Below are 13,084 nucleotides of genomic sequence, written 5' to 3' on the forward strand. Positions count from 1 at the left end.
ACGATCGCCGCAAGATCAATAGAGCCTGTTTTCTTATACTAGCAAGGACCGTGCCAATTCGGCGCTCATCGCGTCCCCACAGGCACTTTTTTCGTGAAAAAATCGACCATGCGCCAGATTGGCGGGTGAGAAAGCCCTCGGCGAGGCGCCCCAGTAGCGCTTCGCCCGCCAGTTACACCGTCCGCTCACGGACCACCGCTGGTCGCGTCCGCCCCGCTGCGCAGCATGATGAGCTCGCCGTCGCGAGCCACAGTCACCTCAAAACCGGGCGGCGCAGCGCCCTGGAGGTAGATGCGCTGCCACATGACCGCTTCCTCGGACGCAGGGTACGTCTGCAGCAAGGTCGAGAAGTAGATGGCGCGGACGTCCACTGCCTCATCCACCGCCTCGAAATCCTCCGCCCCGAGCGGGAGCCAGACGGCGGGCCGGTGCGCATACCACGCGACCGCCCAGGGAGCGTCGGTGACGACGACCGCATTCCTGGGCAGCGCTTCCTCGAGATAGCTCAGATTACGCTTGTCGGGGCCAAATTTCGGTTCGGGCGCGGCCCACGAGACCGCCGCCGGGTACGCAGCGACGCCGACGAAGAACAGCACCGCCACCGCTTGCCAGCCACCGGGCCGTATCCACTCGCGGACGAGGACCATGAAGTAGCCCGCGCAAAGCACGAGCAGGAGTGGCACGATGACAAAGAACAGCTCGGGGGTCGGATTGTGCACGGCGCCGATGAGTATCAGGAACAGAACCAGCGCAAGCACCGCGTTGCGCGCCAGGTTCTGCCGCGGCTGGTTCAGCGTCCGCATCGCCGAGATGACGACGAAGCCGACGACGTAGAGGCCCACCAAGGGCGACATAGCGCGATAGGCCGAGGCGAGCCCGAGCACGATCTTTTTCAGCAGCCCGCCCAAGTTGCCGACGATGAGCGGCACGAGCCTGAGGGCCGACGCGTCGGCGGCCCGGAACAGGGTGTGCCCGGGGTGCGCGCCGGTGAACATGACGATGAGGTACCGTTCGAGGGTGAACAAGGGGTCTCGCGCGACCAGATAATTGCGCACCCACCACGGCGTCATGACCACGATCAAGCCAGCAGCGAACCACGCTGCGTGACGCAGTCGCCGTTCCTTCTGCGCGTAGGCGCCCACGGCGATCGCCGGGAGCACCAGCGCAAACGTCATGTACTCCGTGAGCCAGCACAGAGCGAGGACGGCACCCGCGGCAGCGCTCAGTCTCAACGAGCCCGAGTTGACGTAGATGAGGTAGACCATCAGCGTGAGCAAGAACGCCCACAGCGTCACGTGCAGACCGGATACCGCATAGGCCAATGCTTGCACGTTGAGCGCGAAAAGCGCCGCGGCGAGGGCGCCGGTCGCGCGATCGAATATCCTCGATGCGAGCACATAGACCATTATCAAGGTCGCCAGGAAGAAGACCGCAGATACGCCGGCGACAACGGCGTCACTGTGCGGGAGCGCGCCGAATGCCACCCCGAGGGTCAGGGGGTAGAGCGGCGCGTTGTAGATCTCGGGCGCGGGCACGCGCGGGAAGAGCGCGACCTCGACCGGCCGCAGGAGCGAGGTCACGAACCCCTGTCCCTCCGCCAGATGCCTGCCGAGCTGAGCGAGGTCCATCGCCTCGCTGCGGTACAGGCCCTTGAACGCGCGGGTGAACTGCAAAGCGAGGGCGATCGCGCCCGGGCCGATCCACGAGACATGCAGCAGCAGGGCGCGGCTCAATCGTTCAACGCGATCCGGACGGCGACGAACGATCTCGTCGCCGGCAGCTTGGTCGCCGCTCGGTGCGCCCTCGGCTGTTCGCTGTGCTGATGGTTGCTCGCTCGTCACACTGGCACCTTTCGATGAAACGGTCCTTATCGAGCCGGATCAGGCCCCCGTGACCTCGACGACATGCGGGTGCAGAACGCCCAGCAGGCGCATGCCGCGCCTCGCTGCGGCGTCTGTGTCCGACGCCACGGGAACGGTCAGCCTGACCAGCGCACCGACCGGTCGCTCGTGCCGCAGGCGATCCCATGCCAGATATGCCTGGTGCATGACCCAACTCGTCGTGGCGCGATCGCGCTCGACGTAGTAGTAGAGCACGACGGCGTGGTCCCCCTCGCGGGCGAGGATGAATCGGTTCACCGGTATCGCGGCGCCCGTCGTGGCGGCCTGGAACGTCAGCTGCGACTTGGAGACGATGTTCCATCCGCCGCCGAGCAGGCAGAAGCCTGGTGAATGGAACGTCGCTTTGCGGTGGCCGAGGATGACGCCGAAGTGCACCGGCAACCCATCGGCGTTCACGTACTCGCGATTGAGGTAGGCATCGGGCTTCAGCATGTCCATCGTCAAGTCATCGTACGGGCCCAGATCGCGGCCCTGCCAATCGCCGACGCGCAAAGGGATTCTCTCCACCGGCAGCTCGGCGCTCGCACCGGTCATCGGCCGGGTCGCCCAGGCGGCGACCTGCCCTGCGAGCAGCAGGACGAGCATCGCGATGCAGCGCTTATCCACCGCTCGCATCGGGGGCTCCTCTATCGCTGCCACCGGCAATCCCGCGCAGTCCGAGCGCGCGGGCGACGAGGATCATGCCGGCCAGAGCGAACACGAATACGAGCATACCGGAAGCGCCGTGGAAGAACCCTTCCGCCGCACGGGCGCCGGCCAAGGTCGCGATCACGAGAATGAGCGTGACGCGGGCGACATTGGCCGCGAGCGCCACCGGCACGCCGAGGGCGAACAGGACGACACGCCGCCACATCGGCCCGCGCGCGACGTACGCGATGAGCGCGGCCAGGGCCATCAGGGCCACCAGGGCCTTCATGCCGCTGCATGGCACCGCCACGGTGAACGAGTAATTGGCGAGATGGATGTCCACTCCGCTGCGCGAAACGGGAATGCCAAGGAGTCCCGTAATCATCGTGGCGTATTTCGCCGACAGAAGCTGCATCGGGAAGCTGATGAACTCGACCAGCAGGTCCGGCCACGGCACCATGAAGAACAGGAAGGCGTAGGGGAAACCTACCTCGCGCGCGACCCCCCAACCGCCGAAGTAGAGCATCTGCGCGCCGATCATCAGGACGAGCGACAGCGGCGCCAGGAAGTTAACCTCCATCCACCGGCCGGCGAGGTACATGAGCAAGGCCGCGGCCGCGCACGCCATGCCGGCTGCGGCGGCGCCGCCGCGGTAAGCTGCGACGATTCGCTCCCAGCGCGTCCACACCAGATACGCCGCGATCGGCGCGACGAGGAAGCCGTGGGAGGCATGGTCGTCCGTCGCCCACGCGCGAACCATCTGGCTCAGGGCAGGCGCGTAGAGCCACGCGCCTGCAGCGACCACTGCGACCGCCAATATGGGGACCGGCCTCGGACGAGCGACTGCTACAGCCATAGAAACGCCTGTTTGCACCAACCACGCGCGTTCGACGGACGCCCTTCGCGCCCAGCGCGAAACGGGGGCGTCTATCGGCACCTGCGCAGGAACGTGCGTTGAGGATACGGAGCAAGGAACGTGCCAGCGCGTCGCGCGTTCGAATAGCGCGTCCGGCGCGGACCGCCGCAAGGGCAGGTTCTGCACCAGACGGCGAGTGCCACCCCACCAGCGATGCACGCGAACGCCATGCCGCGGCTAGGGTTGGTTCCGCCAGTAGTCCAGAAGGTCCCGGGCGGTCTGGTCGAACGGGATCTGCGGCTCCCATCCGGTGCGCGCGTGGAGCTTGGCGTAGTCGCCTTCGAGCACAGGGACGTCGGAGGGACGCATGCGCGACGGGTCGTGCTCGGTTTGCACCTCGACGGTCGAGAGGCTGAGCAAAGTGTCAAGGACTTCGCGGATGGTACGCGCCCGACCGGAGCACAGGTTGTAGACCTCACCGGGCTCCCCCTCCCTCACCGCGAGGCCATAGCCGCGGACGATGTCGCGGACATCGGAGAAATCGCGCCGCGCATCGAGATTGCCGACGCGAATGACCGGCTCCTGGCGTCCCTTCTCGATATCGGCGATCTGCTTGGCGAAGTTGGAGGTGACAAACACGGATCCGCGGCGAGGGCCGGTGTGGTTGAAGGCGCGAGTGCGAATGACGGGCAGGCCGTACGTCATGAAGTACTGGTAGCCGAGCAGGTCCTGCCCCACTTTGCTGACGGCGTACGGGCTGAGGGGGCGCAGGGGGTTGGTTTCCGTGATGGGCAGCTCGTTGTCATAGACCATGCCGTACTCCTCGGACGAGCCGGCAATCTGGATACGCGGGCTGGTGTCGAGTTCGCGCATCGCCTCGAGGATATGAACCTGGCCGATGATGTTGGTTTCGAGGGTCTCGGACGGAGCGCGCCAGGAGGTGGGGACGAAGCTTTGGGCGGCGAGATGGTAGATCTCGTCGGGACGAACGTCGAGAATCACCTGCTTGACGGAGGCGCTGTCGCGGATGTCGCACTCGACTAGCTCGATGCGCCCTTCGAGGTGGTCAATGTTGGACGTGCTGCTACGCCAGCGGGCGGTGCCGAAGACGTCGGCGCCCTGCGCCAGCAGGTACTCGGCGAGGTGCGAACCGACGAAACCGGTAATGCCTGTAATGAGTGAGCGCACGGCTTAACTCCCTGATGCGCAGTATTCAACCGCTCCTAAACGGCTCTCAATATGCGTGGGATCTGCGAGCGTCATGAGTGACTCAAGGTGGTTGGGGTGTTCGCCGCGCGTCACCTGCGCGCGAACCATGTGCGCAGGCCCTCCCAGTCGAAGCGGCACGGGAGCAGTTGGTATCCGGCGGCCTTGATCGCCTCTTCGACCTCGCGGCGCCGACTGGTTTCGCACAGCACCGTGATGCTGCCGCCGCCGCCCGCGCCATTGATCTTGAAGCCGACCGCGCCTGCCGGCCGGGCCACTTCCTCGATACGCTCGATATGCTCGGTCGTGATGTCGGGGTGCAGGGCCTTCTGCGCGTTGTTATTGAGATTCATGACCTCGGCGAAGGCGCCGAAGTCGGCCTTCCACAGCGCGGAGGCCGCGAGTTGCGGAGTGGTCTTGAGGGTGTCCATCGCCTTGCGGGTGGACGGCTTGTCCGCCTGATAGTCGGCGATGACTTTCTCATGTACTTCGCTCGACAGGTGGCGTTCACCAGTGTACACGAGAACGAGGCGGCTTTCCAACTCCCAGGCGATCTCGGGGGAGACGCGCACCGGGGAGGTCGTCGAGCGTGGGTACGGGTCAATCGTGTGATAGCCGATGCCCCCGACCGCGGCCGCAATCTGATCCTGCACGCCGCTCTGAATGCCCAACTCCTTGGTCTCGAGTTCGTGGGCGAGACGGCCGATCTGCTCCGGGCGGTGATATTCCCCTGTCAACATGCTCAGGGCGCCGATGAGCGCCACGGAGATGGCAGCGGAGGAGCCGGTGCCGCAGCCGGCGGGGACGTCAGCATAGACGTAGGCGTCGAGCTTATCTATACCCATGACGTTGACTGCGGCCTTGAGCAGGTCGTGTTTGCCGTTGTAGGGCTCGGCGCCCGGCTCGGCGATGTCAATAATCTCGCCGAAGTCCTGCGCGATGACGCTGACTCCGGGCCGCGCGCGCGTGGCGATGATGACCTGGGCGTAGAGGCCGACCGCGAAGTTGAGGACACACCCCGAGCCGGCAAACCAGGTATCGGTCCACCCGCCGAAGTCGAGGACCCTATTGGGCGCTTGAGCCTTGACGATCATTGCACACACAAGCAGCGAAGGTAATGCGACGCCCTGCAGACTGACCCATTATTCTGGCACAGGTCGCTGTGTTCCTGCCTCTGCGCGCACGCTAGCGGTGCGGTGCGGGCAGGCCCCGGCCGCGACGCGGCGCGTCATCCGCTGTCTGTCGCGGCGTTCCGTCGAGCGGGCCGGAGTGAAGCGCGACCCGCTTACTTCCTCACGATGTAGGTTTGCGTGGACAGCGTGTATGGCTGGCCATCTGCCTCGAAATCCGTCTCGCCGAAGACGGCGATGTTCTTGTCCGCCGGGCGCTCCACGGTGATGCGGAACGAACCGTCGCGTTTCGTCATGGCGGTGGACTCCCACTTGTGCGGCCGGAAGTCCAGATCATCCGCTTGCACGACCCAGGCGCGGGCGTCTTTCGCCGCCGGCGCGGTGATGGTCAACACCAGGGAACTGCCGTCCTGCTTTGCCTCCCAGGATATGTTGGGCATGTCGCGCCCCGCCGCCATCGTGCGGAAGAACGCGCTGGCCGTGTTGATGACGCGCTGGATGTCGTCCAGCCCGTGCCCGCTGTTCGGAGCGTAGAGGACGTACTTCGGCCCGACCAGATCATCCCAATACAGGTTGAGGGCTCCCGTCGGCCAGTAGGGATCGTTCGAGCCCAGCAGCAGCAGCTTGGGCAAGGTCAGGTCGTGCCGAAAGGTGTACGGATCAACCGCCTTCCACACCTTCCTGCCCCGGGGATCGTTGAAGACATCCATCAGGCGCTTGTCGGTGTAGTCAGTGACTTCCTCACTGTAGTGTCCCCATAGTTCGAGGGCGTACTTGAACTGCGCGGGGAAGTTTAAGGTGTCTATGACCGCGGGCGCGATGGCCTTCACACGCTCGGGGTCGGCGACAGCGCTGAGCCACGTCGTCCACCCACGCTTGGAGCCACCCAAGACGACGAAGCTCGTGATGTCCCGGCTCCATTCCTGCTTGGCGTAGGCCTGAAGCGCATCCATGGCGCGCACCGCGCTCTTGGTCATCGGGAAGAGGAGCGGCCACGTCGGGTCGCCATCCCTGATGTACTGCTGGAAGGTGAGGGAAATGATCTCGTCCTCCACCAGGCCCCCGAAGAGCGGTTGGTTGGGCACCAAGGTGAGCACGGCGACCGGAGCGCGCATCATTGCTGCGAACGAGCCGGCGAGTTGATCCCCGCCGCCCATATCCCGACCCGGCTCGGGCTCGCCGGAACCGCCGGAGACCAGCAACAGCATCCACTCGGGATAGCTGGCCTGCGCCGGGGTGAACACGCGCAGCAAATGCTGCCACTTCGCGCCATGCCACACCTGGGAAGTCAACACGATGTCGCTGATGGTCATCTCGTTGACTTCCCGCACCGGGCCCTTTTCCCACTTGAACACGGCATCGGGCGTGCTGACATACTGGAGCAGCATCTCGTCGGCCGCAAGATCCTGCGCTGCCGCTGTGGCGCACGCCGCCGCCGTCGCGAAGAGTGCCATCGCGACCAACGCCGTGATGACCGTGTGCTGCGTCCTGAGCCTAAGTGTCATTAGTGTCTCCTGTCCTGACTCCCAGTGTTGGAAGCCCATTATCGTGGCCCCACAGCCTACTCCTACTGACGGTCACAAACCGATTCGCGATCCGCCCACGCTCTGACCGGAGGGAGTCTCGGGACGGTGGCATCCGTCCGCCACGCACCGCGTGGAGCGAGCTTGGTTCCGCCTGCACGGAACACACGAAACCATTGCGCCCTAATTCGGCGATGAGGCCAGCGGTTCCTGGCGCCGAGCCCTCGACAAGGCGAGGAGCGCCGGAGCACCGGCCGAGGAGATCGCCTCGCGTCCGGAATGGCGATTGCCCAGGGACGCCCGCACCCTCTCGACACTTTGCAGTCTCGGCTCCTCGAGAAGCAGACGAAGCCTTTTCGAAACGGGGGCCGCGAGCATGATTTCGCGGTCTGCGGGGCGCCCCGCGGCATATGAATCCCGCTAGTAGGGTATGCCGAATGCGCGACAGAGGAAGACCGCCATCTGGTCGCGGCGACAGGGATTCGCCGGGCAGTACGTGTCGGCGCCGCAGCCGCTGGTTACCGGGGTGCCGCCCCAGGACGGCGCATCCGCGAGACGCTCGACCCAACCGTAGAAGATGTGAGTGCCGTCCGCGTCAATCCCTCCGCTGCCCCCGCCGTCCCACATGCCGTTCACACCGCGCGGCACGTCGCTGAAGCTGGCGACGCCGGGGTCAAGCCAGGTCTTGCCGTTGGCCCGACACAGGAACGCCGCCATCTGCCCGCGCGTTGTCACCGAACTGAAACAGTAGTATCCACTGCCGCAGCCGAGTGTGACGGGCACGCCTCCCCACGACGCCGGATCCGCCACTCGCTCGATGAGACCATATCCCCAGCGTGTGCCGTCAGCATCGAGGCCGCCCGAATAAGGCGGCGTCGCGTATTGGCCGTCACTGCCGCGCGGGACGTCAACGAACGTGGCGCCGCCGGAATCGTACCACGCCTGACCCGCCGCACGACAGATGAACGCCGCCATCTGGGAGCGCGTGACGCTGGCCGCGGGGCAGTACTGCAGGGGACTCGCGGCGCAACCGGTCGTGATCCCCTCGCGGTATATGGCTTCGATGTACGCGTAGGCCCAGTGATGAGCTGGGACGTCGGCGAAGGTCGTCCCCGAGTCGAGTATGTAGATGCGGAAGTCATCGGCGTCGAGCAGGTTGTTAGTCGCCCGGACGTTCGTGCGCACAGTGTCCGTCGTGTTGATAGCGTCGAAGAGCACGGGGCCACCAATTGCCTGGCCGTTATAGTAGAACCACGCGTTGCCGGTCGCGCGGTCTATCTCCATCCCGACACGGCCCCACCAGTTCCACCCACTGACCGCCAAGGGCCACGAGAAAGGCTTCCACCACGAGCCGTCGTGGAACTGAAAGACGGCGACCTCCCAGCTCAGTCCTTCGTCGTAGGAGAGCAGCATGATCTCGACATACGTCAAACCGTCCACGAAATAGGGCTGCAGCGTGTGCTCCTGCTCCGCGCCCGGCTGTGCCAATCCTTTGGCGTGCAAGAGCGTCTCGACGTAGTACCGCGCCGTCGGGGGGATGATGCCATCGACGATCTGCAGAGTCGTGCCGCGGTACTCGCACCACGACAGGTTGACCCCGGGAAGCCCGGAGTCTTCGGTGGCGGAAAGGGCGCGCGTGGTTCCGCCCCACGGAATCGCGACTGCGGTGACCCGCCAGTCCGCGTCGTAGTTGAGGCAGCCGCCACCGCTTCCGGTATAGCGCGCCCAGTCGCTGGGCATCAGGCCCAACGGCTCGGTTTCGAACATTTGCTGCACTTCAGGCGGAATGCCTGGGTTGCGCGCCGGGGGCACGGCTCGCACCGGCGAGCCCGACGCAACGATGCTAGCGAAGGCGATAGAAGCGGCGAGTGCTCGATTCATCTCGTCGCGACCTCGACGCGTCCCACTGCGGCGGGAGTCGAGGTGCTCTGAGTAGATTCCCCCCCCGGCGCGCTGTTCCCTCTCTTCGCCTGACGCGCCGCGCCGACACAGAGCGGACGACTTCCTGAGGGGGCTGATCGCCGCCGCCGACCCCTGAGCGCCTCGTCGGGTGGGGCTTGGCACAGGCGCCTTCGCGTGAGCACGAAACGAGGACAAATCGGTTCTCCCACGCCTGCCCAAGCGTGGCACGTTTCTTGCTCCGGATTGGTCATTGGGTGCGGTCGCAGTCGGCTCTACGACGGAGCGGTGCGCACCGATCAGCCGTGCTTCGGCGGAAGCTCGGCAAGGTACACACGCGCCTAGGGAGCGGCTGCCAGCATCAATCTGCTGGGCTGTAGGTGCGGGAAACGCCAGCAGAGGGTTGCAGAGCAGGTGAATCCTGACGTCTTGCTAGTGCAGCCTCCCAGCCCCCCCCACATGAACGTGGGTCGTGACTGGGCGGGGGGCTTTGGCACCGCGACTTCGTCGCGACGGGAAATCTATGGGCATGACGAAGACGCGCTGGCGTGTCCCTACTTGCCGCTGCTGCGCGTGGCCGGCGCCCTCGAGCGGCAGCATCGCACGGTTCGCGTGATTGACGCCCAGGCCGAACGCCTCAGCGATGCGCAAGTCGTCGACCGGGTCATCGAGGTGGGCGCGCGCGACGTGGTCGCCTCCCTGAGCTTGCCCTCCCTGCGTGGCGATCTCGCCCTTCTGGCCAGGATCAAGCGAGCCGACCCGGACCTGCGCCTCATCGCGATCGGCACGGTGTGCAAGGCGCTGCCCAGTGAGGTGCTTGAGACAGGGGTCGTGGATATCGCGGTGCGCGGCGACGCTGAAGCGGTCGTGCCCGAGCTGTTGGAATGGCGGTCCGGGGATGGCCCGCCGCAGGTAGCGGGCGTTTCCTATGCCGCGAACGGCGCTGCAGTGCACGTCGGGCCGGCCAGGGCTATCGCAACGGCCGCCGACCTGCCCCCGCCAGCGTATCATCTGGCGCCGATGGATCGGTACGTGAGGCAAGTGGATGGGCGACCGATGCGTTTCGCGCCGGTGGCGACGGGCTTGGGATGCGGGTTCGCGTGCGGCTATTACTGCCCCTACCCGTTCGGATTCGGCCGCCGCATGCTGCTGCGGGAACCGCACGCGGTGGTCGAGGAAGTCGCTCGCCTGGCGACGGATCTCGGCGTCGAATTCGTGATCTTCCGCGACCAGCTGTTCAGCGCCGAGCGGGATCATGCCGAACTGGTATGCAAAGGACTGATCGAGAGCGGCGGCCCGGTGCGCTGGCTATGCGAGACTCGCGCCGACCGCGTGGAGCCAGCGCTGCTCGATTTGATGCGGCGGGCCGGCTGCCTGGCCGTGCATTACGGATTGGAGAGCGGAGACGCGGAGATCTTCAGTCGGATCGCCAAGCCTGGGGCCACCTTGGACGATATGCGGCGGGCGGTTCGGGAGACCCACCGCGCCAGGCTGGCCGCGCACCTTCACGTCATAGTCGGCCTGCCCAATGAGACGTGGGACAGCGTACGGAAGACGCTTCACTTCGTGCGCGACGTGCGACCCGATTCGGTTCAAGTCTGCCTCGCGACGCCGTACCCGGGCACCCGTATGTACGCGGATGCCGACGAGCGAGGGCTGCTCCTGACTCGTGACTGGACCCGATACACGGCCAACGATCCCGTGATGCGCACCGAGCACATGAGCGGCGAAGACCTCGCGCGCGCGGCACATTACCTGCGTGACAATTGGTGGAAGCAGAACCTGGCGCGGCGCGGCCTGCGGCGGGTCGCGCGCATTGTTAGATCATGGGCAACGCCGTCCGGCGCAGCGGGCCAGCGTCAGCCGCCGGGACCCAGTGGAGGAGCGTTTTCAGCTTGAGCACGACGAGCGTTATCATCGCTACGTACAACTACGGTCGGTTCCTTGGGGACTGTCTCCGCAGCGTGCTCGACCAGACCGCCGAGCCGCTGGAGGTCATCGTGGTGGATGACGGGTCCACCGACGAAACGTCCGAGGTGGTGGCCTCCTTCGGCGATCGAGTGCGCTACCTCCGGCAACACAACCAGGGCCCGGGCGCCGCGCGCAATCGCGGCCTGGAACTGGCGCAGGGCGACTACATTGCATTCTGCGACGGCGACGACTGCTACCGCCCTCACAGCATCGAGCGGCGCGCCGCCGTGCTGGATCGCTATCCCGAGGTGGGTTTAGTATTCGGCGATCTAGAGCTGTTCTTCGAGCCATCCGGCGTGAGGTGGAGATCGCTGACGGCGACCGAGTTCAAGGCCGGTTTCCGGCGTCTGCCCAGGCGAGCACTCGAGGCCGACGTATCCGTGCTGGAAGGAGATGTCCTGAGCACGCTACTGGTGGACCGATTCGTCACCATGCCGACCGCGATGGTGCGCCGTTCGTGCCTGGAGCGCTGGGGGGCGTTCGACGAAGGCCTGCGCATGCAGGAGGACATTGACCTGTGGCTGCGCCTGGCCGAGCGCGAGCGGTGCGCATACATTGACCAGCAGCTCGCCGACTGCCGCCAGCACGACAGCAACTTGTCCACGCGGTCGCTGCTGCGGGCGACGACGCAGATCCAACTCATACACAAGCTCATGACCAGCGCCGGACCAACATGGCGCTCGCGGGGGCGCCTGCTGCGGCAACAGCTCGGCATTTACCTGTTCGACCTCGGGTACGTGCGTTTCAAGGCGGAGGAGTACGCCGCGGCCCGCCGTGCGTTTGCACAGGGCCTCGCTTGCCGGCCCCACGACTGGCGGCTCTGGGCATACGCCGCTGCGGCGTGCTTGCCCGCGGCGGTGCGGGAAGCCGCGAAGGGCTGGAGGCGGAGGGTGCTGCGGCAGGATCGCGCCGAGGGGAGAGCAGCCAGCGGCGCCTGCGCGGTGGCGACGTCGCCGAAGAGTACGGCAAGCGCCCGTCGGGCGCGTGGGCGTCGCTGAGGCGTGCCAACATCTATGGAGCAGGCAGAGACAACCGGGACCGTCACCTCGACCTACGCGGAGATCGCCAAGGTCTTCCGCCACGCCATGGTGTACGGGGTCGCGAGCGTGACGAGCGGCGTGATCGGGTTCATCATGATCCCGGTGTACACGCGGTGCCTGTCGCCGGCCGAGTACGGGATCGTCGAACTGCTGCAGCTGACGTCAAACGTGCTCGGGATTGTGCTGGGAATGGGGTTCGGCACGGCGGTGCTGCGGTTCTACTTTCAGTACGACAGCGAACGCGACCGCCACGAGGTAATCAGCACCGCGCTGGCAGTCCTCGTCGCGGTCGGCACCGGGGTGACGATTCTGCTGCTGTTCGGCAGCGAGTGGCTGGGGCGGCTGGTGTTGGGGGAGTCCGGCTACGGGTTGTTCGCCGCGCTGATGCTGCTCACCAGCTTGTTCGGCCTCGTGCTCATCGTACCCCTGGCCTACGTGCGTGCTTTGGAGCGATCGGCGCTCTACGGGGGCATCGCCATCGGGCGCCTGCTGCTGGGCCTGACGCTCAATATCGTGTTCGTCGTAGTGCTGCGGATGGGCGTCCTCGGAGTGTTGCTGAGCGCCTTGGTGGTGGCGCTTGTGTCGGCGATCGGGTTGCTGGGTGGGACGCTGCGGAAGGTTCGACTGGCCGTGTCGCGCGTCAAGCTCCGGCAGATGGCGACGTACGGAGGGCCGTTGGTGCCGGCCAGCCTCTCGATGTTTGTCCTTCACTTCGCCGACCGTTTCTTCCTCGAGCGCGCGGCGAGCCTGGAGCAGGTGGGTCTTTATGCGCTGGGCTACAAGTTCGCAATGATGCTTCCCATGCTGGTGATGGAGCCCTTCGGATTGGTGTGGGGGGCAGCGATGTTCGCCGTCGCCAAGCGGGACGACGCGCGCGACATCTACGGCAAGGTGTGCACGTACTTCTTCTGCGTCGCCACCTTCTTCGCTC

10 protein-coding genes are annotated in these 13,084 nt (G+C 65.8%); 3 read left to right on the forward strand and 7 right to left on the reverse strand.

Translation table 11 applies throughout. From position 1 onward, the window contains the following. Nucleotides 1-185: 185 nt before the first annotated feature. The 7 genes from JSV65_01085 to JSV65_01115 form a co-directional block, all read right to left on the reverse strand. Nucleotides 186-1,733 carry a glycosyltransferase family 39 protein gene (locus JSV65_01085; protein ID UCH34978.1) on the reverse strand — a complete coding sequence of 516 codons (1,548 nt, stop codon included), beginning with the start codon at nt 1,731-1,733 and terminating at the stop codon, nt 186-188. Nucleotides 1,734-1,880: 147 nt separating this feature from the next. Further along, nucleotides 1,881-2,516 (reverse strand): EpsI family protein, encoded by a 636-nt coding sequence (locus JSV65_01090; GenBank protein ID UCH34979.1) that lies wholly within the window; start codon nt 2,514-2,516, stop codon nt 1,881-1,883. Beyond that, nucleotides 2,500-3,384, reverse strand: a complete 885-nt coding sequence (locus JSV65_01095) for an exosortase/archaeosortase family protein (GenBank protein ID UCH34980.1) — start codon at nt 3,382-3,384, stop codon at nt 2,500-2,502. Before JSV65_01095 ends, JSV65_01090 begins: the two co-directional genes overlap by 17 nt. A gap of 237 nt (nt 3,385-3,621) precedes the next feature. Then, a complete protein-coding gene (locus JSV65_01100; protein UCH34981.1) occupies nt 3,622-4,572 on the reverse strand; it encodes a GDP-mannose 4,6-dehydratase in 951 nt (316 codons plus the stop codon). Nucleotides 4,573-4,682: 110 nt separating this feature from the next. Further along, nucleotides 4,683-5,684 carry a hypothetical protein gene (locus JSV65_01105; GenBank protein UCH34982.1) on the reverse strand — a complete coding sequence of 334 codons (1,002 nt, stop codon included), beginning with the start codon at nt 5,682-5,684 and terminating at the stop codon, nt 4,683-4,685. Between the two features lie 191 nt (nt 5,685-5,875). Continuing rightward, entirely contained in the window at nt 5,876-7,225 is a 1,350-nt protein-coding gene (locus JSV65_01110) for a phenylacetic acid degradation protein (protein ID UCH34983.1), read from the reverse strand. Between the two features lie 438 nt (nt 7,226-7,663). Further along, the gene (locus tag JSV65_01115) at nt 7,664-9,124 is read right to left on the reverse strand and encodes an S-layer homology domain-containing protein (protein UCH34984.1); all 1,461 of its coding nucleotides are present in this window, start codon (nt 9,122-9,124) and stop codon (nt 7,664-7,666) included. A gap of 477 nt (nt 9,125-9,601) precedes the next feature. Between JSV65_01115 and JSV65_01120 the strand changes: the two genes are divergently transcribed. The 3 genes from JSV65_01120 to JSV65_01130 all read left to right on the forward strand — a co-directional run. Continuing rightward, a complete protein-coding gene (locus tag JSV65_01120; GenBank protein ID UCH34985.1) occupies nt 9,602-11,041 on the forward strand; it encodes a radical SAM protein in 1,440 nt (479 codons plus the stop codon). After that, on the forward strand, nt 11,038-12,111 hold the full coding sequence (locus tag JSV65_01125; protein ID UCH34986.1) for a glycosyltransferase: 1,074 nt from the start codon (nt 11,038-11,040) through the stop codon (nt 12,109-12,111). The genes JSV65_01120 and JSV65_01125 overlap by 4 nt, the downstream gene beginning before the upstream one ends. 15 nt (nt 12,112-12,126) lie before the next feature. After that, nucleotides 12,127-13,084, forward strand: a 958-nt coding sequence (locus tag JSV65_01130) for an oligosaccharide flippase family protein (protein UCH34987.1), incomplete at its 3' end; no start/stop codon positions are given.

The sequence above is a fragment of the Armatimonadota bacterium genome (assembly GCA_020354555.1).
Lineage (GTDB): Bacteria > Armatimonadota > Hebobacteria.

Excerpts from the sequence above, each read along its gene's own strand:
- JSV65_01090 (UCH34979.1), bottom strand. The coding sequence starts at position 2,516 with ATGCGAGCGGTGGATAAGCGCTGCATCGCGATGCTCGTCCTGCTGCTC.
- JSV65_01095 (UCH34980.1), bottom strand. The coding sequence starts at position 3,384 with ATGGCTGTAGCAGTCGCTCGTCCGAGGCCGGTCCCCATATTGGCGGTC.
- JSV65_01105 (UCH34982.1), bottom strand. The coding sequence starts at position 5,684 with ATGATCGTCAAGGCTCAAGCGCCCAATAGGGTCCTCGACTTCGGCGGG.
- JSV65_01110 (UCH34983.1), bottom strand. The coding sequence starts at position 7,225 with ATGACACTTAGGCTCAGGACGCAGCACACGGTCATCACGGCGTTGGTC.
- JSV65_01115 (UCH34984.1), bottom strand. The coding sequence starts at position 9,124 with ATGAATCGAGCACTCGCCGCTTCTATCGCCTTCGCTAGCATCGTTGCG.
- JSV65_01120 (UCH34985.1), top strand. The coding sequence starts at position 9,602 with ATGAACGTGGGTCGTGACTGGGCGGGGGGCTTTGGCACCGCGACTTCG.